At 47.6% G+C, this 26,887-nt stretch carries 23 protein-coding genes; 18 read left to right on the top strand and 5 right to left on the bottom strand.

The features are described from left to right. Positions 1-120: 120 nt before the first annotated feature. Together LACPH_RS10755 and LACPH_RS10750 are read left to right on the top strand one after the other, a co-directional pair. Positions 121-1,176 carry an LLM class flavin-dependent oxidoreductase gene (locus LACPH_RS10755; protein WP_049171228.1) on the top strand — a complete coding sequence of 352 codons (1,056 nt, stop codon included), beginning with the start codon at positions 121-123 and terminating at the stop codon, positions 1,174-1,176. Further along, positions 1,173-1,859, top strand: coding sequence for an NADPH-dependent F420 reductase (locus LACPH_RS10750; RefSeq protein WP_306387708.1), 687 nt, complete (start codon positions 1,173-1,175; stop codon positions 1,857-1,859). Before LACPH_RS10755 ends, LACPH_RS10750 begins: the two co-directional genes overlap by 4 nt. 967 nt (positions 1,860-2,826) lie before the next feature. Here LACPH_RS10750 and LACPH_RS10745 read toward each other — a convergent pair. The 5 genes from LACPH_RS10745 to LACPH_RS10725 all read right to left on the bottom strand — a co-directional run bounded on the left by LACPH_RS10745 (position 2,827) and on the right by LACPH_RS10725 (position 8,497). Next, on the bottom strand, positions 2,827-3,804 hold the full coding sequence (locus LACPH_RS10745; RefSeq protein WP_306386903.1) for a polyprenyl synthetase family protein: 978 nt from the start codon (positions 3,802-3,804) through the stop codon (positions 2,827-2,829). Between the two features lie 176 nt (positions 3,805-3,980). Beyond that, the gene (locus LACPH_RS10740) at positions 3,981-5,162 is read right to left on the bottom strand and encodes an RNA-guided endonuclease InsQ/TnpB family protein (RefSeq protein ID WP_306386902.1); all 1,182 of its coding nucleotides are present in this window, start codon (positions 5,160-5,162) and stop codon (positions 3,981-3,983) included. Between the two features lie 241 nt (positions 5,163-5,403). Then, the gene (locus LACPH_RS10735) at positions 5,404-5,967 is read right to left on the bottom strand and encodes a Gx transporter family protein (protein WP_070650316.1); all 564 of its coding nucleotides are present in this window, start codon (positions 5,965-5,967) and stop codon (positions 5,404-5,406) included. Continuing rightward, positions 5,964-6,410 carry a NusG domain II-containing protein gene (locus tag LACPH_RS10730; RefSeq protein ID WP_049171238.1) on the bottom strand — a complete coding sequence of 149 codons (447 nt, stop codon included), beginning with the start codon at positions 6,408-6,410 and terminating at the stop codon, positions 5,964-5,966. The genes LACPH_RS10735 and LACPH_RS10730 overlap by 4 nt, the downstream gene beginning before the upstream one ends. A 188-nt stretch (positions 6,411-6,598) precedes the next feature. After that, positions 6,599-8,497, bottom strand: a complete 1,899-nt coding sequence (locus tag LACPH_RS10725) for an NAD(P)/FAD-dependent oxidoreductase (RefSeq protein WP_306386901.1) — start codon at positions 8,495-8,497, stop codon at positions 6,599-6,601. 287 nt (positions 8,498-8,784) lie between these two features. Between LACPH_RS10725 and pplA the strand changes: the two genes are divergently transcribed. The 16 genes from pplA (at position 8,785) to LACPH_RS10645 (ending at position 26,855) form a co-directional block, all read left to right on the top strand. Next, complete coding sequence (gene pplA, locus LACPH_RS10720; RefSeq protein WP_049171243.1) at positions 8,785-9,696, top strand: extracellular electron transfer flavoprotein PplA; 912 nt, start codon at positions 8,785-8,787, stop codon at positions 9,694-9,696. Between the two features lie 152 nt (positions 9,697-9,848). After that, on the top strand, positions 9,849-10,916 hold the full coding sequence (locus LACPH_RS10715; RefSeq protein ID WP_306386900.1) for an FAD:protein FMN transferase: 1,068 nt from the start codon (positions 9,849-9,851) through the stop codon (positions 10,914-10,916). A 53-nt stretch (positions 10,917-10,969) separates the two neighbouring features. After that, positions 10,970-11,908 (top strand): 1,4-dihydroxy-2-naphthoate polyprenyltransferase, encoded by a 939-nt coding sequence (gene menA / locus LACPH_RS10710; protein WP_306386899.1) that lies wholly within the window; start codon positions 10,970-10,972, stop codon positions 11,906-11,908. Continuing rightward, complete coding sequence (locus tag LACPH_RS10705; protein ID WP_306386898.1) at positions 11,905-12,864, top strand: UbiA family prenyltransferase; 960 nt, start codon at positions 11,905-11,907, stop codon at positions 12,862-12,864. The genes menA and LACPH_RS10705 overlap by 4 nt, the downstream gene beginning before the upstream one ends. 269 nt (positions 12,865-13,133) lie before the next feature. Continuing rightward, on the top strand, positions 13,134-13,427 hold the full coding sequence (locus LACPH_RS10700; RefSeq protein ID WP_075761008.1) for a WXG100 family type VII secretion target: 294 nt from the start codon (positions 13,134-13,136) through the stop codon (positions 13,425-13,427). A gap of 121 nt (positions 13,428-13,548) precedes the next feature. Beyond that, complete coding sequence (gene esaA / locus LACPH_RS10695; protein ID WP_306386897.1) at positions 13,549-15,912, top strand: type VII secretion protein EsaA; 2,364 nt, start codon at positions 13,549-13,551, stop codon at positions 15,910-15,912. A 39-nt stretch (positions 15,913-15,951) separates the two neighbouring features. Next, on the top strand, positions 15,952-17,103 hold the full coding sequence (locus LACPH_RS10690; protein WP_306386896.1) for a DMT family transporter: 1,152 nt from the start codon (positions 15,952-15,954) through the stop codon (positions 17,101-17,103). Next, positions 17,057-17,566 (top strand): type VII secretion EssA family protein, encoded by a 510-nt coding sequence (locus LACPH_RS10685; protein ID WP_306386895.1) that lies wholly within the window; start codon positions 17,057-17,059, stop codon positions 17,564-17,566. Before LACPH_RS10690 ends, LACPH_RS10685 begins: the two co-directional genes overlap by 47 nt. Beyond that, entirely contained in the window at positions 17,559-17,825 is a 267-nt protein-coding gene (locus LACPH_RS10680) for an EsaB/YukD family protein (protein ID WP_306386894.1), read from the top strand. The genes LACPH_RS10685 and LACPH_RS10680 overlap by 8 nt, the downstream gene beginning before the upstream one ends. Beyond that, positions 17,822-18,982 carry a type VII secretion protein EssB gene (essB, locus tag LACPH_RS10675; RefSeq protein WP_306386893.1) on the top strand — a complete coding sequence of 387 codons (1,161 nt, stop codon included), beginning with the start codon at positions 17,822-17,824 and terminating at the stop codon, positions 18,980-18,982. Before LACPH_RS10680 ends, essB begins: the two co-directional genes overlap by 4 nt. Beyond that, a complete protein-coding gene (gene essC, locus LACPH_RS10670; RefSeq protein ID WP_306386892.1) occupies positions 18,963-23,471 on the top strand; it encodes a type VII secretion protein EssC in 4,509 nt (1,502 codons plus the stop codon). The genes essB and essC overlap by 20 nt, the downstream gene beginning before the upstream one ends. After that, entirely contained in the window at positions 23,464-23,841 is a 378-nt protein-coding gene (locus LACPH_RS10665) for a YwqH-like family protein (protein WP_087912664.1), read from the top strand. The genes essC and LACPH_RS10665 overlap by 8 nt, the downstream gene beginning before the upstream one ends. 11 nt (positions 23,842-23,852) lie before the next feature. Next, positions 23,853-24,149: a hypothetical protein gene (locus LACPH_RS10660; protein WP_306386891.1), complete on the top strand. Its 297-nt coding sequence runs from the start codon at positions 23,853-23,855 to the stop codon at positions 24,147-24,149. Then, on the top strand, positions 24,149-24,868 hold the full coding sequence (locus LACPH_RS10655) for a DUF4176 domain-containing protein (protein ID WP_306386890.1): 720 nt from the start codon (positions 24,149-24,151) through the stop codon (positions 24,866-24,868). Before LACPH_RS10660 ends, LACPH_RS10655 begins: the two co-directional genes overlap by 1 nt. Then, positions 24,868-26,160: a T7SS effector LXG polymorphic toxin gene (locus LACPH_RS10650; protein ID WP_306386889.1), complete on the top strand. Its 1,293-nt coding sequence runs from the start codon at positions 24,868-24,870 to the stop codon at positions 26,158-26,160. Before LACPH_RS10655 ends, LACPH_RS10650 begins: the two co-directional genes overlap by 1 nt. A gap of 38 nt (positions 26,161-26,198) precedes the next feature. Next, the gene (locus LACPH_RS10645; RefSeq protein ID WP_306386888.1) at positions 26,199-26,855 is read left to right on the top strand and encodes a DUF443 family protein; all 657 of its coding nucleotides are present in this window, start codon (positions 26,199-26,201) and stop codon (positions 26,853-26,855) included. The last annotated feature ends 32 nt before the right edge of the window (positions 26,856-26,887 follow it).

Genomic DNA, 26,887 nt, shown 5'->3' with positions numbered 1-26,887 from the left:
TTTCCAAAGTTGGGACTGGGGAACCTGATAAAATCTCTTAGTTGCTTTCTCGCGTAAAATATTCTATGATGTCGTTACCAGCTTACAAAAAGTAAGTAAAACGCATGGGAGGCTTTTTCGATGGTAGACATTGAGCATTTACAGTTTGGACTTGAAACTTTTGGTGACATTGTGGCAAATGAAGACGGCAGCTTGCAGACCGCCGCTGCATCCATTCGTCAGATTGTGCGCGAAGGTGAGCTGGCCGATGACTTGGGCATTCAGGTCTTCGGGGTTGGCGAACATCACCGTCCGGACTATAGCGTTTCGAGTCCGGAAACGGTTTTGGCGGCGATTTCAGCAGTGACCAAGCAGATCAAGTTGGCAACGGCGGTCACCGTGCTCAGCTCCGATGATCCTGTGCGGGTTTATGAGCGGTTCGCGACTTTGGATGCGCTGTCCAATGGGCGAGCGCAGGTCATGCTGGGACGCGGCTCGTTCACCGAGTCTTTTCCCTTATTTGGCTATGACTTAACCGATTATGACGACCTATTTAATGAGAAGCTGGGGCTATACGACGCCTTGCGCAATGAAAAGGCAGTGACCTGGTCGGGCAAGTTCCGTGCCGCTTTGAAAAATCAGGAAGTTTATCCGAAAACCGAAAACGGCAAACTTGAGACTTACATTGGCATTGGCGGCTCGCCGGAATCCGTGATTCGCGCGGTTAAGTTCGGTTACAAAGTCATCATTGCGATCATTGGCGGGCAAGCCAGCCGGTTCAAGCCGTATATTGAGCTATATCACGCAGCTGCTAAAGAACTCGGCAAGCCGGAATTCCCAATTGCCGTGCACTCGCATGGATTCATTGCTGATGACGAGAATGAAGCTGTCGAAGTGGCGTTTAAAAATATCAAAGCCAACTTTGATCGCATTGGGCTGACCCGTGGCTGGGCACCGATGAGTCGTGAACAGTTTGACGGTGAAACCAAGGTAGGTTCATTCTATGTCGGCAATCCTGAAACCGTTGCGCGACGCATGGCCGAAACAATTGACCTGCTCGATCTCGGCCGCTTCGATCTCGTTTATGGTGCCGGCAACCAGACCGCAGCTCAGCGCGAGCGGATGATTGAGTTGTATGGTACGAAAGTCATTCCGCGGGTTAAAGAAATTTTGGCAGAAAAGGCGGCGGTGAAATAATGGCCATTCAACGCGTAGGCATTCTTGGGGCAGGAAAAGTCGGCATCGTGCTGGCTGGTTTGGCGCTGGATGCCGGTTACACAGTGCGGATTTCCGGTTCGGGCTCCGTCAAGAAAATCGCCTTAACTATCAAAACCTTAGTACCCGGCGCCATTGCGTCAGAGAATGCGGATGTCGTTGCCAACAGTGACATCATCCTGCTAGCGATCCCGCTCAGTCGCTACAGGAACATCGATGCTGACTTATTGAAAGGTAAACTGGTCATTGACGCCATGAATTACTGGTGGGAAACGGACGGCATTCGCGAAGAAGTCTTAGATCCAGACACGACTTCCAGCGAACAGGTTCAGGCTTATTTCAAAGATGCCAAAATCGTCAAAACGTTCAATCATATGGGCTACCACAATCTGCAAGAAGAGGCGCGGCCAAAAGGCGATCCGAGACGGAAGGCACTTTTCGTCACCGGCAACGATCCTGACGCTGTCGCCACAGTGGCCGCTTTTGTCGATACAATGGGCTTCGACACGGTTGTCCACAACAATCTGGCAGATGGCATCATGACCGAACCGGGCAGTCCGCTATTCGGCGCCAGCCTGCGCTACGCTGAAGTCAAGGACATCATCGATCATTTTGATCAGACCGAGTTCGGTAAGCGGATAGCGGCGAAAGTTCATAGTCATTAATAGGTGACGGGAGTTTGGTATAAAAGCAAGGCATGCAGCTTCTTAAAGGCTGAGGTGCCTTGCTTTTTTGCTTCTATAATTGATTGTTTAAATGAAATGCAATTGTTAGACTGACAATAACAAGCAAGATCTTTGGATATCTGGGGTGTCTACTGTGTTGGGGGAGAAAGAATGAAGAACAAGAGATCAACCAATAAGACGGCTGTTTATATTTCGCTTTTCCTAGGCGGTATTGTTGTTGGCTTGATAACTTCACCAATTATCCAAGATTTGTTACGGGTAATTTTTAAGTAAACGATTTTATATTTATAAGAAGTACACAGGCTTATCCCTATATCGCAGTAATTCAGTATAGGTATAAGCCTGTGCGCTTTTTTGATCTGCGATTGCTGGTATAAAGAACATCAAATGTACTGAGTAGAATAACGAACGTTTTATGGCACATAAGCAACGTTAATTTTTAACTTGGCTATTCTTGCAGTTCATGTAGTAGCCTACTTGTAGAGACGTTAAGCCTTGCATGGAGGGAGAAACTAATGAACTTACCCTTGCCCGTCAGAATTGCCCTTTTCACCTTCATTATGGTGATTGTGTTTACAATTCTTGGGGTTATTGACACAGCTTGGTTAAAGTATCGGAGACGCTCGGAGATGATCAAACAACGGAGGCTTGGTCTTATTAGTCTAGGAATTGTTTGTATCATAAGCGGCATCGGTCAAATCTTGGGTCTGTGGCCTTAAATGGTCCCATGGAAAAAGCTGTTAGTCTCTTAAGCTTTGCTAGCTAAACGAAATTCTACCTGATAGCCTTTACCTCTGCGTTACCAATTGCCTAACGTTCTAACCGGTTACAATCTTACTAGTAGATTGATCGAAGCTTCGAAAAAAACCCACAACGTTTCCTCATCCGCCAATTGGCATGGTGAGAAAGCACTGTGGGTTTTTTTTTTGCGTTCAATCAAACCTGTCTAAGCTTTCCGGTTCAGCAAACTTCCTGTCAAGCGAATCAGATCGTCCTGCGCCGGCCCGGCCGGCAACTTCTTTAAACCGGCGATGGCTTGATCGGTATGTTGTCGGGCCATGGCGTAGGCTTGCTTGATGCCTTCATATTGGATGACCAAATCACGGAGCGTATCCATTTCCGCATCAGCGATTTGATCCTTTTTGGCAAGCAACGGCAAAAAGGCTTGGCGATCGCGCTGCATGGCTAGAATTAACGGAGCGGAATACACCCCGCTGCGGACGTCCTCGCAAACCGGCTTGCCAAGGGTGTCGCCGCTGCTTGTGTAGTCGAGGATGTCATCGAGCAATTGAAAGGCAATGCCGATGTCCATGCCGATTTTTTCGGCAGCTTTGGCGAAGTTGGTACTACCGCCGCTTTCGTAGGCCCCGACAAAGCAGCTTAAGGCAAAAAGCTGACCGGTCTTGCCGGAAACCTGTTTGAGGTAGTCATCAATGGTGATGTCGGTTTGGTAGCGGGTGGCCATTTGATCCAGTTCACCTTTGAGAATTTTCTCCATGCTGCCGCTGTCTTGTTGAATGCTGCGGAGGCTTGAGGCGTAATGGGCCAGGAGCTTGAAGCAGACTACGAAGAGATAGTCGCCGGCATAAACGGCAGTCTCTGGCCCAAATTGTTTTTGAATCGTGATCTGGTTGCGACGGGTTGGTGATTTGTCGATGATGTCATCGTGAATAAGCGTTGCCGTGTGCAAGGTTTCGATCGCTGCTGCCAAGGCGATCATTTTCTCCCGATCCGTATCCTGAAAACGCGAAAAGAGCAGACAATAGGCTGGACGCAACAGCTTGCCGCCGCCGTTGATCATTTCCAGGATAGCTTCAGCCACTGGCGTATTGTTGGTGGTAATCTGTTTTTCAATTAACGTTAGTGCTGAGGATAATTCAGGCGCCAACGTCGGGTATTCATGCCACATGGGATGAATTTTCATGAAGTCGCTGCTATATAAAACGTGGAAGAATGTCTCTTTGACACCAATAAAGGTTTTATATATTTCCTTTCTTGATTGACAATCTTACATTTCATTTAGTCCCGTCAACAACGGTATTCCCACTCTGAAATAATTCAGCATGACAGTGACCGCCTCCTGAACTTTAAGGGTATAGCCTACCCCGTAACCTTCGATTTCGCATAAGCCACAAGATTTTCAACGGCATTTTCGTCTCGCCGCAACTTCACGCCACATTGATAACAATGATAGTCATCGTGACCAGTCCGATGTTTCAAGTTGCCACTCAGCGTGATGCGTTCATCAGCGGTTTTCACATAACCGCATCGTGAACAACGCTGAGTACTAGGGTAAAACCTATCCGCCAGCACTAACGTATTCCCATACCAGTCAGCCTTGTACTGCATGATCACTTTAAACTTGCCAAACAAGGATCGATGCAAGTTCTTGGCGAGACGTTTGTTCATACGCATGTGGTGATTATCCAGATCCTCAATCCCAATGAGGTCATAATCAGTGACGAGCATCGTCGTAAACTTTTGCAGCAAATCCGTTTGAATCCGTTCAACTCGTTGGTATTGACGCTTCAACTTGGTTCTCGTTGTGCGATAAGCCGCGGAGTTAAAATGCTTGGGATTTACTTTCCGTTTGCGGGCTAATTGGCGCTGATAATGAGCAATGCGGGCGTAAAGTGGTGGCAGACGTTCAGGCAAGGTGGGTTGAGTGGCATAGCCGGTTGACGTTTGATAGTCAAACTTGCCGATATTGGCATCAACCCCAGTGACAGTTAGAACCGGTCGCTTTTCAACGGAAGCCTGAACCTCAATTGAAAAGGAGGCATAGTAACCGTCAGCGTCTTGAACGACACATACCTGTTTAAGCTGACCTTGCCAGCGCAGTTGCTCAGCCAGTTTGATGTCATACCAGGCACCAGCACCATGAGGTTTATCTAAACGTAACTTGCCATTCACAAGTTGTGCCCGATCCGTTTTGAACGTTTTGCGGGATCGTTTCTTAGATTTCCAGTTGGGCTTATCGTGATCTGGCATCTTTGGATTGAAGTAGTTCTTCCATGCCTTACCTAGATCCTTTACAGCAAGCTGCAAAACTCGGGCTGACTGTTCGTACTGCAAATCGGCTTTGTTCCAGACCAGTTCGTCCCGCACTTTGCGTTCATTAGGACGCAAAGTTTTATCGGCCATCACTAGGGACGCATCGTACATGGCATTCCACGTTTCGAGGGCTTGATTCCAGCAAAACCGGCGATAGTTAAACAACCGCTCCAGTTCACGCCGCATGGTTGCATTGGGATAGAGTTTAATCTTATGCATTTTAATCAAAAGTTGTCACCTCCTCTCAATTAGCTGGTTAAACGCCACTTGAGAGGAAGCTCAGAGTAAGCCGTTCAACCCGAGGCTAGCTAGCGGAACTTTGGTAAGAACCATCATACAGTACCGATTCAGGCTCTTGTCAATACATTTCGCTAGTTAACTTGGTTTGAACACACGGACAGCTTCCACTTAATTATTCTGTCCATGTTGTACCGCCTAATTCCATATGGTTCGTCATATTTGAGTGCTGTTAACATCCTCCTTTTTTACGCCGCTTGCTTCGGTCGTAGCGCAGGCGACGTAAGATATCAATGTGTTCAAAAAGGAAATTAGCCGCAATGCCGACTGCGATGCCGGCGAGAATGCCCATAAACGCCAGGATCGGCAGGTAGAGCATCACCGTCCAGCTTTGGGCGATCAACGATGCCACCAGTAGCTGGCCGACATTGTGCAAAATGCCACCAGCGGCCGAGATGCCGATCATGCTGACGCGTTTTTCACCGAGTTGTTTGATGAGCAGCATTCCCAGCCAAGACAAGAGGGCCCCGGCCCCGCTGTATAGGAACGTTGAGAGGGTTCCACCTAGCAAAGTGGTGAGCAAAAGGCGCAGCCACAGCAAGACGAAGCTATCCGAAATGGACATCGTAAACAGCGAGATGATGGTGATAAGGTTGGCTAAGCCTAGTTTGGCACCGGGTGCAAACGCAAACGGGAAGGGAATCATGCGCTCCAGTAAGCCGATAATGACGCCTTGGGCACAGAGCAAGGCAATATAAATATATTGCCGGGTGCGGTCGGCTTTATAAATGCTCATTCGGTCACCATACCTCCCGTGTTGTTACTGCCGCCTTTGTTGGATTTGATTTCAATCAACAACTTGTGCGGCAGGCAGACAATGGTTTGTCCGGGTTTGGTAATTCGGCCGCGACGGACGCAAACCTGATCCTGACAGTTGGCTTCGGTAATCGCAACGCCGGCACCTTGAACTTCGATCTTATTCCAGTCGCCGTCTTTGGCGCGATAAGTGAATTGGGTCGTGCCGGTGTGGCCGGTTAACCTTTTCCGATAGACTTCGTGGCCATCATGGGTCACCACGGCTGTTAAAACGCGCTGCGAGGCTTCTTGTTGCTGCTGATTTTCCTGAATGCCGAAGATGAGGTAGGGGATGAAGGCTGCAAGAAACAGGCCGCCGACAATGATCCAGTCAAAAGGGCGAATCATTTTAAGATAGCGTTTGAACGTATTCGGCCGTTTCATAGTCAAGCTCCAATCTAACAAAAATCAAGTTGTCCGAATCGGTCAATGAAAAGATGGACGTGAACGTCAAGGACGGGGAGCACTGCACCCCACAGAACATGGCCGCAGCAGCTTCCCGCTCTTGAAAAAAGACTCTAGGCAAAATCCACCCAGAGTCTTCTGCGCCGGTAAACGCGTTATCGTGACAATTATTTGAGTGCATCGGTACCGTAAAGTGATTGCGGTGTTCCATAGCGCCATTTGCCAAAGACTTTCTGGAGATAAGGGACAACCCATTTATCAAGCCCGAACGCGCGGCCGGAGCCGTTCATGCAGGCAAAGGCCATCGGAATCATCCAAATGTTGACCCAGTAGAACATGCCACTTAAGCAGAACACACCGACAAAAGCAATGGTGGCTGCCGAGGTTAACCAAGTGAACAGACCTGCAATCAAGGCGAGGCCAATCAGAATTTCCATGATCGTCATCGCTTTTTGCATGAAGAACGCCACTTGCTGGTTAGGAATCAAGGTCTTGGTAATGCTGTAATACCAGTTCGGCATCTTATCAAAGACCATCATCGGATCATTCCCATATTGATAAGAAAGTGAAAAGACAGTCTTGGTGGCCTTGGCCGCACCGGCTGCCGCACCGGAAGCGGCACTGGTAGCATCGGCACCGGCGGCAGAAGCACCGCTGGTTGCGGCTGGCTGCAGCCAACTAAATGGCAGGCGCAGCTTATCAATGAACCATGACTCCTTGCCTTGAATCTTCGGCCAGCAATCGATCAGCCACATCGCGCCTAACGTGAGCCGGGCAGGTACCGTCCATAGTACGTTGCCTTGACGGGAAAGATGGCCGCGGAACATATTACGTTCGTTGCGGGTCCGGAAGAATTCGTGCATGAAGTATTGGAATAAATAATAACCGGAATAAATTTGGATGAAGTAGAGCATGTTGACTAAGTGCTTCATCAACATCGCAAAGAAACCGGAGAGATGCAGCCAGCCCATAATGTTGGCAACGCCATACTTGGAACCCAAGCTGACCATGAAGCCGGAATAGTTGGCTTTATATTCAATCTGGTCCTTGTTTTCCAGCTTGGCTTCAATGTTGGTCAAGGCAGTATGAGCGGTTGCTTCGGCGCCTTGCACGATTTGCGGTTGGCCGCGGCCGGTGCCGTCTTGATCAACCAGTGAGACATCGCCGACAACGTAAATACTTGGATCGTCTTGCGATTCCATGTTGTTCTTAACCAGGATTCGGCCAGCACGACCTTGCTTCAAGCCGAAATCTTTGGCTTGATCCGTTGCCTTGACCCCTGCTGTCCAAACCAGCGTGCAGGTTGGAAAAGTGGAGTCGTCTTTCAGATCGACATGGTCTTCATGAACGCCGACAACGCCGGTATTCTTCATGACCTTGATGCCGCGTTTTTCCATGTAACGTTCGGCTTTGTTCGCGTCTGAACGATCCAGCATATTCATGATCGTCGGCGCCATTTCCATCAGGCTAAACTGGATTTCGTTCGGATCTAGCTTGTACTGTTTGGCGAGGGTATCGCGCCAGTCACGCAGCTCGCCAATCGTTTCGGTACCGGTAAAGCCGGAACCGACAATGACAATGGACAAAAGAGCTTTGCGCTTAGCCGGATCGTGTTCTTCGGAACCGCGCCGCACGACATCTTCAATGTGGCGCTTCAACCGAATCGCGTCTTCCCACTTACCCAAAGTGAAACCGTGTTCGGCAACGCCTGGTGTTCCGAAATCATTTGGCTGTGATCCGATCCCCAAGATCACATAGTCGTAAGGGAAGCGGCCGTTTTCCGTGACCACTTCCTTCTTATCGCGGTCAATACCTGTCACGTTATCGGTGACAATCTTGACGTTCTTACGTCGATTGAATAGCCGCTGCAAATCGTATTGAATCGCATCTTCCGGAACACGATCCGCTGCGATTTCGTGCAGTTCGGTGACATAAGTGAAGTACGAGTGGCGATCGATCAGCGTGATCGTCACGTCTTTGTTGCGTTTGTAGTGCTTGGCCAGGTGCTTTGTCGCATAAACCCCGGCAAACCCCGCGCCAACCACGACGATATTGGTTTTCGCCATGCATAACACTCCTTACCATTTGCAATATCCATACTTTTGTGAAGTATGTATCCAAGTCATTATAGCCTTTAATTTCGCTTAATGTCTAACGTTCTAGCTCTCTTTTTCCAAATCCGGACATTTTTGTGTAAAAAGACACAAAAATACGTTTTCGCAACCAATCTAAGAAAATGAGAAAGCGCTTATAATACCTGAGTTTAGTTGATTTTTTTGACTTGACTGGCTAAACTAAATATGTGATTGAGAACACAATATCGCAGTAATGAACTGCAAAAGGGGTAAATGTCATGAAGTTAAGTAAAGTTGTGACGGGGACAGCCGTTGTTGCACTGTCCACTTTGGTTTTAAGTGCATGCAGCAGTAGTTCAAGCAGCAAAAATTCGTCCAGCAGTAAGGCTTCCAGCAGCAAAGTGGTGAAGAAGTCATCAACCCAAAAGCAAGTTGCCGGCGGTCCGCTGAAGGATGGTACTTACAAGCTGAATGAAACCGGCTATGACCATGGCTATAAAGTTGAAATGGCCATGACAGTCAAAGACGGGAAGATTACTTCTACTAAGTATGACTACGTTGACAAGAATGGTAAATCCAAGACCAAGGACGCTGCCTATGAAAAATCAATGAAGTCCAAGGTTAAGGTTGGGCCAAAAGAATATATTCCTGAATTGAACAAGTCGTTCCAGAAGAACGGGACAAATGTTGGGGCAATTGATGTGATCTCAGGTGCGACTGACTCCAGCCTGACCTTCAAGAACTATGCACAACAATTGATTCAGGCTGCCCAAGCCGGTGACACCAAGCCGATTGAAGTGAACAATACCGGCAAGATGAAAGACGGTACCTACACCCTTGAAGAAAAGAACTACTTCAATGGCTATCGGGTTACCTTCTCCATCACCGTCAAGGACGGCAAGATTACGCAAAGTAACTATGACAATGTTAATAAAGATGGCAAGTCCAAGACACTTGATACCAAGTACGAAGCTAATATGAAGAAAGTCAACAAGGTTGGCCCGAAGGAATACATTCCGGAACTGAATAAGTCGTTGGTTGCCAAGCAGTCACCAGCCAAGGTTGATGTGGTTTCCGGCGCGACCCACAGTTCCGATACCTTCATCTTATATGCTGATCAACTGGTCAATGCTGCACAAAATGGCAACACGAACAAGATCGAAGTTGACAACATTGTTTACAACAACTAATTTGTTGGTTTCACGATCGAAGCGTTTGGACTGATTGTTAGTCTAATAGCTTAAGTAAGGACTTGTTCGGAATACTTCTTCTGAGCAGGTTCTTTTCTTATGCCTACAAAACCCCGTATAATGGCTCTGCGACTAATTGGAGGACTATATATATGAAGAAAAGAGTTGTCGTCGTTTTACTGATGCTGCTGACATTGGTAGCGACTGCCTGTTCCGGCAAGCCTGCAGCGAAGCGCACGTTGGTCGAAGGCGACCCTTATTCGGATACCCAGTTTTTGATGGGTACGGTTGTTACAGTTAAAATTTATGACAAGGGCAAGCAAGGGGCGTTAGATGCTGCTTTTTCCCGGGTTCAACAGTTGGCCGATCAGCTGACGGTCAATCAAAAAGGGTCGGAAGTTGATAAGATCAACCAAAACGCCGGGATCAAGCCGGTTCACGTGACGCCGAGTGTTTATCGCGTGATCGCGGCGGCCAAACACTACAGCGAGAATTCCAATGGCTCGTTTGATTTGGCAATTGGGCCGATCACCAGTCTGTGGCACATTGGCTTTGCCGATGCGCGCAAACCGGTGCAAAGCGAAATTGATGCCAAGTTGCCGTTGGTGCATTACCAAGATGTCATTCTTAATAAGAAGCAACAGACCGTTTACCTGAAGAAAAAAGGCATGGCCATTGATCTTGGCGGCATCGCGAAGGGGTTCATCACCGATGAAGTCGTTAAGACACTCAAGAAACAACATGTCACCACGGCTATTATTGACTTAGGCGGTAATATTTTCGTCATGGGTAAGAGCCCCAAGGATGCGAAGAAAGACTGGAATGTCGGCATTCAGGATCCGAAAAAGCCACGGGGAACGGCCATTGGCACTTTGCCTGCCAGTAACAAAACAATTGTAACTTCCGGAATCTACGAGCGCTATCTCAAAGTTAATGGTAAAGTTTATATGCACCTTATGAATCCCAAAACCGGCTACCCGTTTGACAATGAACTGATGGGCGTGTCGATCGTCACCAACAAAAGTGTCGACGGCGATGCTCTGTCAACCGCGACGTTTGATAAGGGGCTAGTCGATGGGATGGCATATATCGAAAAGCTGAAATATGCCGATGCCATTTTTGTCACCAAAGACAAAAAAGTTTACGTCAGCTCGGGATTGAAAGACAGTTTCAAACTGTTCAAAAATTCCGGATACACGCTGGCAAGTTTAAAGAAGTAGAGCGTGAACTGGCGCAGTTTCTGGGCTGGCGAGCGCGTTAAAGGGGGAAGTCGATGACGCTGCCGATTTTCTTGGAATTGGTGGAAATTCGCACGAAACTGGCAAGTATTTTGCCGTTTGCGATTGGTACGTTATTTGCAGTGAGTTACTTTCACGACTTTAATGCTGTGAACACGGGGTTATTCTTGGTGGCGATGTTGCTTTTTGATATGATGACTACCGCGCTGAACAACTTGATGGATTATCGCAAAGCCAAAGATGAACATTATCAGCAAGCCGTTAATGTGATCGGGCGGGAAAAGTTAAATCCGAAGTTAGTCAGCCGAATCATTATCGGGATGCTGGCAGGCGCCTCGCTGCTTGGAATTATTTTGGTTGTGCGGACTGATTGGCTTGTGTTGTTAATGGGGATGGCCTGTTTTGCAATTGGTATCTTATATACTTGGGGACCGTTGCCATTGTCGCGGTTGCCACTGGGAGAAATCTTTTCCGGTGTCGTGATGGGCTTGGGCATTCCGGTGATTGCCACTTATATTAATATTGCCCCTGGAAAATTGATCGCACTGGACTGGGGGTGGCCGACCATCGTCTTGCGCGGCGATTTTATTGCCATCATCGCTTTAGGCTTGACCTGCATTACGCCAATGGCCACCATTGCCAACGTCATGCTAGCCAACAACATGGCTGACTTAGAGGAAGATGAGCGGAACCACCGGCATACGTTGCCCATGTACCTGGGTCACTGGTGGGCGCCGCGGGTTTACGCCTTGTTAGCCTACGTCGGTTTCCTCGCGGTCTTGTTAGCAGTTGTGTTTGGCGCCTTGCCGAGCTGGGCATTGCTGATTGAGTTGGCGTGGCCATTGGTCATTCGCAACGTCCATCGCTTTATTCGCGACCCAAGCAAGCCGCGAACGTTCCACACCGCTGTCGTGAACCTGGTTCTGGAAAATGGTTTATTAACCCTCGGCTTGGGAATGGGGGTCTTGTTATGACGCAACCATACAAACACCTAACCTGGCCGCTGTTCCTTGAATTTATTCGCTTACCGGCAAAAGCCGCGAGCATGCTGCCGTATGCGCTAGGTATTAGTTACGCCGCGTGGGCTTTTCAGCAATTTTCCTGGGTCAACAGCCTGCTTTATGGTCTTGCCCAGCTCGCCATTGCTTTGTTTGTCACTGGCTTCAACAACGTGCAAGACTACTTCAAAGCCAAAGACCATAGTTATCAGCAACAACAAAATATCATCGGCCGCGAGCATCTTTCACCTTGGGGGATGTTGGCGTTGACGATTCTGATGCTATTAGTGAGTGTCGTTCTTGGCCTGCTTCTTGTGATGCGCACGAATCTCAGCCTTCTGGTCATCGGTGCCGTTGGTGTTGGCATCGCCATTTTATATACATTTGGTCCGATTCCCTTATCCCGGCTCCCACTTGGCGAATTGCTGGCCGGAATCGTCGAAGGCTTCGGCACATTCACGATTGCCGTGCTAATCAACATGCAGGCACCGCAACCTTTGGATCTCGTCTTGGGCCGCCGCACATTTGCGTTTTCACTGAATCTCGGGTGGTTGTTGCAGTTATTCATCGCCGTTCTCCCGATTGTCATCCTCAACGCGGCAGTCATGTTTGCCGACAACATCGCCGATCTGGAACAAGACGTGAAAAATGAACGCTACACATTGCCCTATTACCTCGGGAAAAAGCGTGCCTTGCGTTGGTACCGGCTGATTCCGTTTACCACCTTTGTCACCTTATTACTTGGCATCGTTACGAGCATCCTGCCGATTTGGAGTTTGCTGGTACTGGCGACGTGGCCACTGGTGCTCCACAACACACGGACCTATACCGCTTCGCCTAGTAAAGACAAAACTTTTATTTTTACCATTCGTTCGCTCTTGAGCTTTGGTGGGGCGCTGTTGGTGACGTTGTGGTTGGGAATCTGGCTCTAATCTATATTCACGATTGAGAATAAATATAACGATTTAGCCTAGCTGAAAATCAGGGATTTTCAGCTATTTTTATGCACCTTTTAAGCTTATTAAGCTCTATAAAATCTTATAAAGCCCTGCGTAAAGGCAACAAGGCCGCGTTGGTTAGCACTTAAACAGCTTGAGTGACAAAAATATCCATGAAAATATTAATGGAATTTAAAAATAAATGTTGTAAACTAATATAACGTTATGGTAATATAACAATATCTTAAATGGAGGTGTCAATTATGGCCCAGATTTCAGTAACACCAGAAGAACTCATATCGCAAGCAGAAGTTTACACACAGGCTCGCGACGGTATCCAGGAACAAATTGCAAAAGTGGAACAGATGAACAATACCATTCATGAAGAATGGAAGGGCTCCGCTTTTGAAGCATACTTAGCTCAGTACCAAGAATTAAAAAGTCAGGTTCAAAAGTTTGAAGAGTTGTTAACCAACATCAACAGCCAGCTAAAGAAATATGCTCAGACCGTTCAAGAACGCGATGCAGCAGATGCAAAGAGCTTTGGCCTGAATTAGTAGTAATTATGGCGTTAGGGAGGCTTTGCAGCCGAACTAGCGCTATTTTTATCATTACCTGAAAACGGGTGTTATTCAAGGGGTTACGTGGCTCAGAGGCGACGAGGAGAAAGGCAAGCACATGAGAAATAAATTTTGGCGATGGGCATGGGTTCCGGCAACGGTACTATCGATGCTGGCCATCATCAGCTTAGTATACATAGGCTTAAAGGATCCGAATGTTGGTAAGGTGGATAGCAGTCAGCGTTTGCGATATGTCTTGGTTAATCAGGATGAAGGCGCAAGCTTTAATCAGACAAAATATCGACTTGGTGATGATTTCGTTGACTTGATTAATCAAGACAAGACCAGTCAGTGGCAGACTGCTTCGGCCGATATTGCCGAGGCTGGCTTTGAAAACGGTAATTATGACGCCATTATCACCATTCGGCCTGATTTTTCCCGTAAATTGTTGTCGCTACAGGCTGCCTCACCTGAAAAGGCAGATATTAGCTATCAAGTTCGGCCTGACCAAAATCGCATCAGTGCAACGCAACTTTCCAGTCAGGTTAACGAATTGATGTTCACGTTCAACAAAAAGGTTGTCAGCATGTACTTCTCAAGCGTTTTGAACAACCTCCTTAACGCGCAACAGAATGCGACAAACATCGTTAATGGCGATAGCGTTAATCTCACAACTTTGAATCAACAGGTTAAGAGCCCACTCAATCCCACAGCAGAAGGCTTTACGCGTGCATTGAGCGACAACAATGCGATGTTGCAGCAATCCGATTCTTGGGAACAGCAACAGGCCAATTTCACCAAGTTGACAACCGATTTGTTGCACAGCAATGCTAAAGAGCTGCAGGAAAACGCCTTAACGCTGTCCGACTATATCGCGTTTCAGGAAAAGATTACCAAAATCAATGAGGCTAATATCAAGGCAGACATTAAGGCGCAAGCCAAGAATGATGAAACTGGCTATCAAAAGCAGTTTGACGCGTTGAATAAAACCATGAATGCTCAGATGAACAACCTCGGCGGTAAAAAAGGGACTTCGGCATTGCTAGGGCAGCTACATCAGGTTGGCGACCGCTTTGCTAAGAATCAAACTCGGATTCAAGACAGTATCAAAGACCAGATTAACCAGGCGCAAGCCACGAAAAAATCGCTTGCTGATCAGCGCCGGGCCATTATCGAACAATACACCGGAGATCCTAATTTTAATGTTGCCAAGGCATCGGACGACGATCTTAACCTTGCCTTAGCAGCCACCTTGTCAAAGAAGATGAAGATGGCTGATCAGAATTTTCCAATGACTTACTTTGATTCAATCAAACACGATCTGCAGACAATTCCAGCCCCAGCACTTAAACGACTGTTGACACAGTTCAAGAATCAACACTTGTTGGATGACGACACTTATAAGAATTACATGAACCAAATCACGGTTGTTCAACGAGAAGCTGATGACCAGAAGATTGATTTAAAGGATCAAAATCTAATTGGCGATCAGTCGAAAGCCTCAGGCAAGACGGATTATGAAGGTAGTTTGCAAGTAACCTTAACGGATGGTGCGCCTGGCAAAATTACGTTTAGCCCGCTAAAGAGCGGTACCTCCGTTAAGCTTAACAATATTCAAGAACTGCTTAATCAAGTGAATCAGGTCATTCGTGCCAAAAAATTAAATTTAACCGCTAAGTTGGATGGCCAGCAGACCATTGTCTTAACGCAAACTAAGACAACAGATAAGACAGATCCGGATAAGAAGCCAAGTAAGCCTGTAACACCTGAGTCGACAACTAAAGCACAGACGACTACGGAAGCAGCGGCAACGACTGCAGAATCTGTCAGCAGTTCAGATGACAAATCAGCTGAAAGCAGCTCGTCTTCGTCATCATCTTCGTCCTCGTCCTCTGCTTCATCATCGTCATCGGAAACAGAGCAGACTGGTACCTCGGCAACCACCAAGCCGGACGGCAGGCCAAGTGCCAATCCAGCCAAACCGGCCAACCAAGCAACGGTTACACTGCATCCCAAGATGACCTGGCAGGAAAAGCTCGACTCAACAACTCCTTACAAGACTGCTGACTGCCTCTTCGCATATACCACTGAAGCAACCGACAAGCAGAAGACACCAAGTGCGCAAACTTATGACTTCACGTTAACAAAATATATTGCTGATTTACCGGCTGATAAGTTGCCTGACTTCATGAAAATGGTGCTTGGCCAGACTTCCCAGTTGACGCAAACCGCCACAGCGATTGCGGCAGTCTACAGCCCGACAAAAGGCGCAGACACAGAAAAGGTTAACTGGTTAGCAGATGCGGCGAATAAAGCGAAAGACAAGCATTTGGACATTCTGGCCGACAATAGTTCGCTTTATAAAAAGTTCTCACGAGAGGCTCTAATCGCCCTCACGCAAAAAGCGTTACTGAAGAGTCTGCGAACGGAAATGAACCAATTGTTAGCGAAAAATCAGGACTTATCCGATCAGCTAACCTAAACCATTGGCAGTGATGATCAAACCAACAGTCTGACCTGGATGCTGGCTCATCTACCGGCAGCTAATCAAATCAACATCCAATACAACCAGCTATTTGACTGGTTTAACCAAGCCCAAAAGGCAGTTAATGCCGCACACGCTAGCTGGCGAGTTGAGCCGACCAAAAAGATCGAGCAAAAGCAAGCAGGCAATGACAACGATGGCCAATCCGTCTACTTTGATACGATCAAAGGCGCAGACCTAAATCAGAAATTCCATTCATTCGCTGATAATTCAACTAAGACCGCAACCTCTATTACCGAAGATGCTGCGAAGATTAACAGCTTACACGATCAGATTAATAGTATTTCCTCGCAGCTCAAGAGCTTACAAAGCAACACCAACAAAGCGGCATCAAATACCGAACAGCTTGCCAAAACAGCTGATAAACAACTCTCGAGCAACACTAACTATGTTAAGCGATTCAATCAGGTCTTTAGTAATGCCCATAATGGCCAGACCGGTAATCCAAAAGTTTTTGATTTTCTCGCCAGTCCATTACGGGTTGCCGATAAGAGTTCAAAAGACCATGGCAACTCATTAGTCGCTTATATGCTAACGATCATGACCGCACTGCTCATGTTATTGGCAGCTTGGTTATTTAGTTGGAGCAGCAAGCGGCGTCAGTTGAAGAACAATGCGTTAGCACTTCGCGGTAACTTTGTGACTGCCAACATCAAACCGACTGCTATTTTGATTGTCGTGAGTGCATTTGCTGCAGGTGGATTTGCGTTTATCAGTCGAATGAACTTGCCAATGACCAATGTAACGGCATGGTGGCTCTTCACTGGCTTGATTATTATGGCGGGCATTATTGGCTTTAGCTATTTGTTCCGTCAAGCCTCACCGCTTGGTTTGATCATTTGGGCCATTCTGTTTGGACTTTATCTCATCCTGACACCTACGATCGGTGTTTCCGTACAACAAGGATCGTTGATTGGCCAGATCTTCCGCTTCTCGCCATTCCAAATGGTCGAAAACGGTTATTCTACCTTGCTCGGCGGTGCAACGTTAAGTCTTAATGCAACGCTATTGTTGGTCGTAGCCAGCGGTATTGCCGCTATTCTGAACCTGTTTGTCTACCATCGCAAAGGAGATGTTTCTGTTGACGAAGACAGCCAAAAAGCTGATCAAGCGACTGATGATCAGTAGTACGGCTTTAACAATATTGCTCTTTCCCGCTGTCTCTACCCATGCCGCAGATGGGGACTTAAACATTGATAATGCTGCAATCACTCAGAAAGTTAATGGGAATAACCAAGGCGTTGTGACGCAAGATACTGCGAACTTGTTCTTGCCTAGCACAGATCAACACCTTAAACAGATTGATCAGGCGCAACACCAACAACTTGAAAAGATCCGCGAAGCCGCTTTTCGGAAAAAAGAAAAGCAAACGGCCGATGCGGTTCTGACGAAGGCTAAAGCGAAAGTCTTTGTCACCAAGTCAACGAATTCGGATAACGCCCAGGTAGACACCACGGACAACGATCAGCAGCAACTCCTTTCGATTCTGAAATGGCCGCTGATTGGTGTTGGGGCAGTTATTGCCGTCACGATTGGCATCTTGTTGGGGCGCCGGTTTTCCGGCATTACAAAGGAGCGAGCTAATGGCTAAAAAGCAAGAAGCAATCAACATTGAATTAAAAACCGGGAACCAGTTACTGGATCTCCGCGTTCCAAAATATGTGACGGTATCCCGGCTTAAAAAACTGTTAGTGCCGATATTGCAGGCGAAACATTTAGTGTTACCGGCTAGTTGGCGACTGGTGCAGACAACAAAGCATCTTGTCATGGATGAACGAACGTTGATTGCCAATTATCCAATTGCAGATGGTGATCGGTTTGAGATCGAATTCTTGGAGGAAACAAAGTGAAGAATATCAGCGATGGCTTTATCAAAGTCGGCTTTGAACAAGCAAATAATCAGGTGACCGTTACCCTAAGCCCGGATCAATACGATCCAGATGGGTTGGGATTAATCAGCGCCTTCATGCAACCGACGACAGTTTTGCTGGCGGGTTCAGCGACATCACAGGCTTCGGGCGAACTTGCGACGGTTTACACGGTGCCAGAAGGTTTTGTTGCTTTAAGCCAGTTTGTCAAACATGCCGGCTTAGCGGATCGGATTGCCTTAAGCTTACGGCTCTTACATTTGGCAGACTTTCAACAACAAAGCGTGACCCCGTTCATGCATCCGGACAATATCTTCGTCAACGGCAACGACTTCCGCGTGGCCCATCGTGGCGTTCCTAAGGTTATGGCGCCAGCTCAGCCAAATGAAGCTGATTTCTTGAAACAATTAAAAGCCATGGTCGTTGCCACGGTGCTGCCTAAGTATCACTTTGAACCGCTGATTGAGGGCTTAGACCAGATTCGCGACCGCTTCGTGCGCAAGATCGCCGAAGCCCAGACGATTGATGACCTAACGGATCTGCTCAATCAGGCTTACCGCGACAACACTAAGGACATTACGCCGGTAGCGAGAAGTCGTTATCGCACGTTCAAATGGCTGGGTATTGTCATGACAACACTGGCCGTGATTGCAGTTGGTGGCGTGATTTACTTGGCCGGGGTGGCGTTACCCAAACAGAACCGCGTCATTGCCAGTCAAAACGCCTATGCCATTCATGACTACACGGATACCGTCCAGGCACTCAAAAATGACGATCCCAAAACCTTATCCAATTCAACCCGCTATGTCTTAGCGACCAGCTACATCAACCTCGATAACCTTTCCCAGAAGCAAAAGTCAGGTATTCTGAGCAATCTGTCGCCAAAATCCAGCGAAAACAACTTATTGTACTGGATTTACACCGGCCGCGGGGACTTCAAAGCCGCTTTGAATCTGGCGCAAGGTATTGGCGACAATCAGCTGATCCTGTATGCCTACACCAAACTCTACGATGCCACCAAAGCCAACAACAACCTTGACGGCGCCAAGAAGCAACAGTTGCTGAAAACATACGGCGATAACATTACGAAATATGACAAAAAAGTAGGAGGCAAAGCCAATGCCAACACAGCTCAATAAGACAATGACCCAGCAATACCCGGCTGTGCCGAACTTTGATGACCAGATCGTACCGCGTGATGCCGTCCAGTATGACGTTTTCAGCTATGGCCCAACGTTTGAACATGTCGAAATCACGGATCCCAGTCGCGCCGTCACCCTAAACCAAGGCCAGCTGCAACAACACGATGGTCAGTGGACATTAGACGGCACCAACCAGACCGTGAAGCAGCTCCACAAACAAGGCATCATTGTCATCAGTCACGATCAGCTTCAGCTGTTGACCACCACGCTGCCAGTCAATGACTGTTTAATTGGTGATGTCCCTTCTGCCGGCATTCGGTATCAGACAGAAGCAACGGTCTACCTGGTTCGCCGTACCGATGGCGAGTTTGACTTTTATGTCACCCAGAAGAAAGCGCCGGTTTACCTTAACGACCGCCGCCTCACGTCAGAACAAGGCCAGCTTCATCGCTATGATCGGTTGGTGGTCGATGGTCTCCTGCTGGTCGTTGAGAAGCAGCAATTCAAACTGGCTTCCTTCGATCAACGGGATATCAGCCTGAATGCCGGAGTTGTCCGGGAAGAAGCCTTTCAGCCGATTTATCCGGTTGACTTTCCGAAGTTCCACCGCAGCCCGCGGATCATGTTGACCCCGCCAACGGATAAGATTTCCCTGAACCAGCCAGAATCGGTCGGTGAAGAAACCAAGAATAGCCTGGTGCGGGCCATCCTGCCACCACTAACCATGGTCGCGGCGAGTTTGGCCACCAGTGTCCTGAGCGGCGGCAATCCTTTGATGAGTGTCGGGATGGGCGGTGCCAGTCTGGTCACCGGCGGACTCACCGCCTCGGCCTATTTCACCAATAAAAAAGAAAGCCGCAAAAAGCATCAGAACCGCACGGCCGATTACGAAGCTTACCTGATTAACCAAACTGCTAAACTGGCCAAGCTGGCGGAACAGCAACGTCATGCCGCCACTTACCACTATCCGACCACCGACAGCATTGCCGAAATGATCGCCACCTATAACAGTCGGCTGTATGAAAAAACCACCAACAATGCCGACTTTCTCAGCTTCTCGCTGGGCACCGGCTATGTGCCGGCCAGTTACAAGGTGGAATGCTCGGCCAACGATAGCAAACAAGACGATCTCGTCAAACGCGCGCAAAGTCTCGCGGCTGATTATCAAACCTTGGCACATATGCCGATTACCACAACATTAAATCAAACTACCTTGGGATTGGTCGGACGACCAGTCATCACCAACGAAGCCATTCAGGCGCTGTACCTGCAATTGGCCGCCTTTCATTCGTATCGCGACGTGCAATTCATCACGCTGGTTCCGGAGAAAGATTACGCAGATGTCTGGGCCAAATGGCGCTGGTTACCGCACAATCAGATTCAATCGCTGAACCTGCGCGGCATCGTTCATGACACCCAGTCCAAGGATATGGTGCTCAACAGTTTCTACCAGCTCATCAATAAACGTAAACAAGCACTCAAAGAAGCCGGTCATGAAGGCATTCAATTTGCGCCGCATTATGTCTTGACGATTCTGGATGAAAGCTGGCTCAACGGCCATCAGCTCAATGAATTCCTGGCCGAAGACATGTCACCTTATGGCGTCAGTGTCATCTGGGTCAAAGAAGACGAAGCCATGTTACCGGAAACCGTCACATCGTATGCCAAATATGACAACAAGGATGCCGCGGAACTGGTGAACGAACAAGGCCATTACGTGGCCAAGAAGTTCGCCCCGCTGCGCCTGCCGCAACAACACGATCTGGCGCAGACGATTCGGCGCTTGGCTAACCTGCATCACGTTGAAGCCGAGAAAAATGCGATTCCCGAATCCGTTAGTTTCCTAGAGCTTTACAAAGTCAAATCCGTTGATCAACTCGATGTCGAATCACGTTGGGCCAAAGCCAACACCTCCAAGTCACTGGCGGTGCCACTGGGTCTACGTGGTAAAGACGATATCGTTTATTTGAACCTGCACGAACGCGCCCATGGCCCGCATGGACTGGTCGCCGGCACCACCGGTTCCGGGAAATCCGAAACCATCCAAAGCTACATGCTCAGTCTGGCGGTCAACTTCGCTCCTGAAGATGTCGGCTTCCTGCCCATCGACTTTAAAGGCGGCGGCATGGCCAACCTGTTTAAAGACCTGCCGCATCTGCTCGGCTCCATCACCAACCTGGATGGTGCCGGTTCCGCCCGCGCCCTCGCCAGCATTCGCGCCGAACTGCAAAAGCGTCAGCGCCTCTTTGGCCAATACGGCGTCAACCACATTAACGGCTACACCAAACTCTACAAAAAAGGCAAAACCATCACTGATCCCGAAGAAAAGCAAAAGTATCCGGATAAACCGTTACCGCATCTCTTCCTGATTTCCGACGAATTCGCCGAACTGAAAGCCAATGAACCCGACTTCATGGCCGAACTGGTTTCCACCGCCCGCATCGGTCGTTCCTTAGGTGTGCACCTGATCCTGGCCACCCAGAAACCCAGCGGGGTTGTCGACGACCAAATCTGGTCCAACTCGCGCTTCAAGCTGGCCCTCAAAGTCCAAGACGCCGCCGACTCCAACGAAATCCTGAAAACGCCAGACGCCGCCAGCATCGTTGAACCCGGCCGAGCCTACCTGCAAGTCGGCAACAACGAAATCTACGAACTCTTCCAAAGTGCGTGGAGCGGTGCGACTTACGGTCAACGCAGCGAAGAAGCCAACAAAGTCGACGAACGCATCTGGAGCATCAATAACCTCGGCCAGTACGAACTCCTGACCACTGACCTGTCAAGTAACGATGACGTCAAGGAACAGGACACCACCGAAAAACGCACCGAACTGGACGCAGTGGTCGATTACATCGCCAAAACGGCCAAAGCCGATCATGCGGTGTTGCCGGATAAGCCGTGGCTGCCGCCGTTGGGGACTGAAATTGTTTCACCAGCGATTGATTTCAAAACAAAGTGGGCGAAGCATCAGTTGGACACACAAGTAGCGGTCGGGGAACTGGATATTCCTTCAAGACAGGAACAAAAACCGTTTGTGCTGGACTTTCAGAAGCTGAGTCATACTGTTATTTTTGGTAGTGCCGGTTTCGGGAAAAGCACCGCGCTACAAACACTGATTCTGAACTTAGCCAAGATGAACTCACCTGAAGAGCTTAACTTTAATCTCTTTGATTTTGGTACCAATGGCCTCTTGCCCCTGGCTAAACTTCCGCATGTCGCTGACACAGTGACACTGGACGAAACCGACAAACTCATGAAGTATCTTCGCCGAATTGTTGCTGAACTTGACAGGCGCAAAGACTTATTCAAAGAAAATGGTGTGACGTCACTGGAACAGTATCGGGAGAAGACACATAAACAGCTGCCTTTGATCGTGAATGTTTTAGACGGTTTTGATCCTGTACGTGAAGATGCGAAACAAGAACCAATTGAACTGGTCATTAATCAGGTCCTGCGTGAAGGCGCCAGTCTCGGTATGTATATGATTATGACTGGTTTGCGAACCAACACCTTTAAGTACAGCATGTTAAGCAACGTGCCAACTAAAATTGCGCTATTTATGGTTGATGAGGGTGCCGCTAAGGAAGTTGTTGGCCGCGATGCATTACCGCAACAAGAAATTGTTGGTCGTGGGCAAATCAAACTCGATCAAGTGACTGCCTTGCAGTTCTATCTTCCTGCCGCCGGTCAAACCGATATTGAACGGCTCAATGCACTGGACAAAGAGGTGGAAACTCTCGCAAAAGCCTGGCAAGGTTCTGTGCCGGCGCCAGTGCCGATGGTACCCAAGACGCTGACAAAAGCAGCCTTCTTTGCGAACCCGGCTGTGGATGAACAACTGGCCAAAGCGATATTGCCACTTGGTCTGGATAAGGAAACGACAGATGTGCTTGGCTACGACTTGAATAAGCACCCATTCTTTACAATTGTCGACGATCTGGGATCGCAAACAGCTTCAATTACAGACACTTTGTTGACCGACTTCAGTAAGCTTGATGAGAACTATCAGAAGTATCTGATTGATGTCAACAATACGCTGGAAGACCAACATGATCAGTTCGATGTGATTGTCGATGGTGATGAATCAGCCACGATCATGGATGAATTCAATGAAGAACTTGCAGCCCGTAAAGAAGCACCAAAAGATAAGCGTTTCTTGATTTACATTCCTGAGTTTGTTGAATTCTTTAAAAACAAAGTCCCATCAGAAGATAAAGTGCGTGATCTCTTACGTGAAGGTTACAAATATGGCATTCACATCATCTTACAAACGGATAAAGGGAAGATTGATGCGGCTTTCGATGCAGCAACCAAGTATGTCAAAAACAATATGGTTGCCGGTATGGTGGGTGCACGCATTACCGACCAGCAATACATTAAAGCTAAGGCAGATTACAAAGAACCGATCATGGCAGACGATGAAGACAACTTCTTTATCGGTCGCGCTTATCAGCGGATTAAATTGATTGGAGGAGAAGACGATGGCTGATATGGACATTCTACAAGCATTGCTTGGCAGTACACAAAGCTCGACTTCAGACGCAAAAGCAAAAATCCGAAAGTTGAAGGAAGCCAAGTCGAAATTGGAACCGCAGATAGAAGAATATGAAACGCTAGCCCATTCATTAACAAGCCTCAAGACCAGCACAAGCCACAGCACTTTCAAGGGCACTCGCCGGGAAAAGTTTGACAGCAACCTGCAGGAAATGACCAGTGCCTTAAAGTCTGAAATCGCCAAACATCATGATGCGATCCAAAGTATCAATACTAAAATCGGACAGTTGGAGATGCAGGCCGACAGTATGGACAGTCAGATCGGTCAGTTGATTGAACAGATTGCCAAACTGGCGACAGATTAGGAGGTGCCATGATGGCAGGGAAAATCAGTTATTCATCAGATGAATGGCAGTCGGTTGTAGCCAAAGCATCGAATGGCAACTCGTCAATTGCACCGGGAAAAGGCAGTTCAATTTCGAAAACAACCCTTTCAAATTTCCGGAATTTGTACACCGAGCAAGAGACGATTCAAACATTAGTCCAGCGTTACCGTGAATATGCGGAACAAGACACCCAAAAGATGAGCCGTGTTGGCCATAAGAAGCAGGCCGACGATGAAGCGGATGCGCGCGAAACTATGGCAGGCGTGAATGACAGGAGGAGTCGTTGATGGATAAAGGACAAGGCAATGACAATCTTGAAATGTTGCGCGAACTGCTTACGGCACATACCTTTGACGATGAGGTTCAGGTAGATGACCAGCTATTGTCGTTCTTAGTCCAAATCGGACATACTAGTCAACTGCTACGAAATGTCTACCACGCTCTTTCTCAAAAAAACGAAGCATACACCTATAAACCGTTGCTTGGTAGTCCAATCGAATTTCGGTTTAATCATAACCTCCAACAAGTGACGGTTCATAAAGCAACTATGAATAAACAGTTCGCAATGGATGATTTCTTATTTCTTTTGGGATCAGCCGATGCGGTGTATGCGCCCGTCTTACCCCTTGGTACCGTCCTGGTTCTGGATAAGGAAATGCTTGCTCCTGAAATCTCCAAACCATTTGAGAACAAGGACTTTAAAGTCCTGATTACTGGCAGGAAGATCCCTTTATCAGGTGATTATAAAAATTACCTTATTGATTACGTCACACGACTGTGGCCGTATGGGGAATTGCCGGAAACGGATCCGCTCATGGTTTCAAATATGATGATCGAACGAGTCGACCAGTTAGGGCCGACAGATGAATTTGCCGATGGATTTTCAGAGAACATTCTGCACACGAATCAGTTGGTGGAAGGGCGACTGTCAACGGCATTTATGGCCTCAGCCTTGGCCAAGAAACTAGTTGCAGCCATCCAAAATGAAGGGAATGAAACAGCCTAATGGGATTTCATGTTGATTTAAAAGAAGTGACTGAAGCAGGCAAAAGCTATCAAGCTAAAGCTAAAGCAGTGACGGAACAGATCAATCAGAGTGGTATTGCTTTGGGCCATGTTGCCGATTCAAAGGCGTTGGAAGGGGCGACCGGCCGGGCGATCGGTCAGGATATTCGCAATATCCATTTACCGATTGCGACGGCCTTGGTTGATTTGTATCGGGCACTTGATCTGGCTTTTCAGCAAGAGCAGGAACGCTTTGCCGCAACGGTCAAAGAAACCGATACCAGTGCCGTCATTGATGAAGATACGCTGGACAGTCTCAGTCAGCGGTTGGATCAATTGCGACAGGAGAAAGACCAACTGGACAGCCAAACCAAAAACATTTACCGCGATGTCGAAGACATCGTCAGCCTCTCGTTTCCCTCAACCAGCAAATTTGATCACGAAGCTAACGACACACACGATGTCCTGCAACATACGAAGACGTGGGTGCATGAGTTTGAGGGGCAACAAGGAACTTTGGACAATCTTCATGATATTGAAAGTAAAGTCCAAAGTAAGTTGGGAGAAGCGGAAGGCATTGTGGGGAATGCTTTCTCGAGTTCCAAGTTGATGAGTGTGGCCTTCTCCACCAGCTTTAGGACTTATGTCAAACAGAAGCAGGGAAGTCTGGAGCGGCAGGTCGAGAAGATGCGGCGGATGGACCAGCAGAAGAAGTGGATCAAGGGAGTTGGACAAGGCCGCGAGTTTTATGAAAAGGGACATGTCGATAATTGGCCTGATTTGCTTTCTATTACTGGCCAAGGTGTTTTCAGGGAAGGCCAACGAAAGGTGATTTCTAGCGGATTGATGACCACTGGTAAAAATGCTGGTGTCATGATCGATGAATCATCGCGCGGTTTTAGTCTCGGACAGGCGCTAATTAGGAATGGACAAAAGATGGCAGGCATCGGAGAGAAAATTGGTAAGTGGATGCCTGGGGTTGGTTTCACTATTGAGACTGCGGACGATTATTTTAGTCAACGCAGAACTTTGGGAAATGCGGTCGCATATAATGGCGTGGTGACAGGAGTTGGTGCTTTAGCGACGTGGGGGGTAGGTGCGCTAATGACTGCGGGGGCACCGGAGATAGTGGCAGGTATGCTAGCAGGTATTACTGCAACGCTTATATTCGATGAAGCTTATAAGCATAATTTTCTTGGGACAAAGAACCTTGTTGATGGGATAGGAAAATTTCTAGACCCAGTACTTGCAAAACTCCCAGAATCCGTTACTTATATTTCTTCCGTTTATTAAGATGTTAGATTCTTATTTGGTGAAGCAAAGGGGAATGTATGGAAAGCGCTAAGTTTAAATATGTTTCAACGAATTTTAACTTTGAAGTTGTTGAGTTATCTGACGGCTCGAGTTATCTCGTTGACATGGGAACGCCAGTAATCGCGTGGTTAACTTTAATAATGGGCTGTTTTATACCAAGGAGATGTTATGCCATATCCGACGAGGACAAGATCAAGATTTTGGGACAGGAGCGAAAGAGAAATTATAATACAGGGCTCATAGCTGGTATTGCTATTATTATAAGTGCGTTCATTAGAAACGGGGAAAACGCTTTATTGTTTCATTTTCCGCTGTTCTTCCGAATCATGCTTATTATGATTTCTCTGATCGCGGCTTTCGGATTAAGGCTCTTCTTTGTTCATAGAGCTGAGGAGATGATCAGTTCGAGGGGAGTTTCATTAAATGATAAGAGGCAGTTTACTATTCGTTTTTCCGTGAAAGGGATTAAGCCTTTACTAAAGCAAGCTTTAATGGCGATAATCGTTTGGAGTTGTTTACTGTTTTTTTTCTTCTTTATATTACAGGCAAGCACAAATATCGCCTACGTTCTATTGTTTGGTATGATGATGTTTGCGTTACTGGGTCTTACTAGTTATTGTTTTCGTGAAGACGTAACATATATTGTTCTTAAGATTGAGAAGCTCTCACGATAAGAACCTTTTTATGTTTTGGTTTTGTGAATAAA

The sequence above is a fragment of the Lacticaseibacillus parahuelsenbergensis genome (genome assembly GCF_030770265.1).
Taxonomy (GTDB): domain Bacteria; phylum Bacillota; class Bacilli; order Lactobacillales; family Lactobacillaceae; genus Lacticaseibacillus; species Lacticaseibacillus casei.
This window is presented reverse-complemented; position numbering and strand designations above follow the sequence as displayed.

Excerpts from the sequence above, each read along its gene's own strand:
- LACPH_RS10755 (WP_049171228.1), top strand. The coding sequence starts at position 121 with ATGGTAGACATTGAGCATTTACAGTTTGGACTTGAAACTTTTGGTGAC.
- LACPH_RS10745 (WP_306386903.1), bottom strand. The coding sequence starts at position 3,804 with ATGAAAATTCATCCCATGTGGCATGAATACCCGACGTTGGCGCCTGAA.
- LACPH_RS10735 (WP_070650316.1), bottom strand. The coding sequence starts at position 5,967 with ATGAGCATTTATAAAGCCGACCGCACCCGGCAATATATTTATATTGCC.
- LACPH_RS10730 (WP_049171238.1), bottom strand. The coding sequence starts at position 6,410 with ATGAAACGGCCGAATACGTTCAAACGCTATCTTAAAATGATTCGCCCT.
- LACPH_RS10725 (WP_306386901.1), bottom strand. The coding sequence starts at position 8,497 with ATGGCGAAAACCAATATCGTCGTGGTTGGCGCGGGGTTTGCCGGGGTT.
- pplA (WP_049171243.1), top strand. The coding sequence starts at position 8,785 with ATGAAGTTAAGTAAAGTTGTGACGGGGACAGCCGTTGTTGCACTGTCC.
- LACPH_RS10715 (WP_306386900.1), top strand. The coding sequence starts at position 9,849 with ATGAAGAAAAGAGTTGTCGTCGTTTTACTGATGCTGCTGACATTGGTA.
- menA (WP_306386899.1), top strand. The coding sequence starts at position 10,970 with ATGACGCTGCCGATTTTCTTGGAATTGGTGGAAATTCGCACGAAACTG.
- LACPH_RS10705 (WP_306386898.1), top strand. The coding sequence starts at position 11,905 with ATGACGCAACCATACAAACACCTAACCTGGCCGCTGTTCCTTGAATTT.
- LACPH_RS10700 (WP_075761008.1), top strand. The coding sequence starts at position 13,134 with ATGGCCCAGATTTCAGTAACACCAGAAGAACTCATATCGCAAGCAGAA.
- esaA (WP_306386897.1), top strand. The coding sequence starts at position 13,549 with ATGAGAAATAAATTTTGGCGATGGGCATGGGTTCCGGCAACGGTACTA.
- LACPH_RS10690 (WP_306386896.1), top strand. The coding sequence starts at position 15,952 with ATGCTGGCTCATCTACCGGCAGCTAATCAAATCAACATCCAATACAAC.
- LACPH_RS10680 (WP_306386894.1), top strand. The coding sequence starts at position 17,559 with ATGGCTAAAAAGCAAGAAGCAATCAACATTGAATTAAAAACCGGGAAC.
- essC (WP_306386892.1), top strand. The coding sequence starts at position 18,963 with ATGCCAACACAGCTCAATAAGACAATGACCCAGCAATACCCGGCTGTG.
- LACPH_RS10665 (WP_087912664.1), top strand. The coding sequence starts at position 23,464 with ATGGCTGATATGGACATTCTACAAGCATTGCTTGGCAGTACACAAAGC.
- LACPH_RS10660 (WP_306386891.1), top strand. The coding sequence starts at position 23,853 with ATGGCAGGGAAAATCAGTTATTCATCAGATGAATGGCAGTCGGTTGTA.
- LACPH_RS10655 (WP_306386890.1), top strand. The coding sequence starts at position 24,149 with ATGGATAAAGGACAAGGCAATGACAATCTTGAAATGTTGCGCGAACTG.
- LACPH_RS10650 (WP_306386889.1), top strand. The coding sequence starts at position 24,868 with ATGGGATTTCATGTTGATTTAAAAGAAGTGACTGAAGCAGGCAAAAGC.
- LACPH_RS10645 (WP_306386888.1), top strand. The coding sequence starts at position 26,199 with ATGGAAAGCGCTAAGTTTAAATATGTTTCAACGAATTTTAACTTTGAA.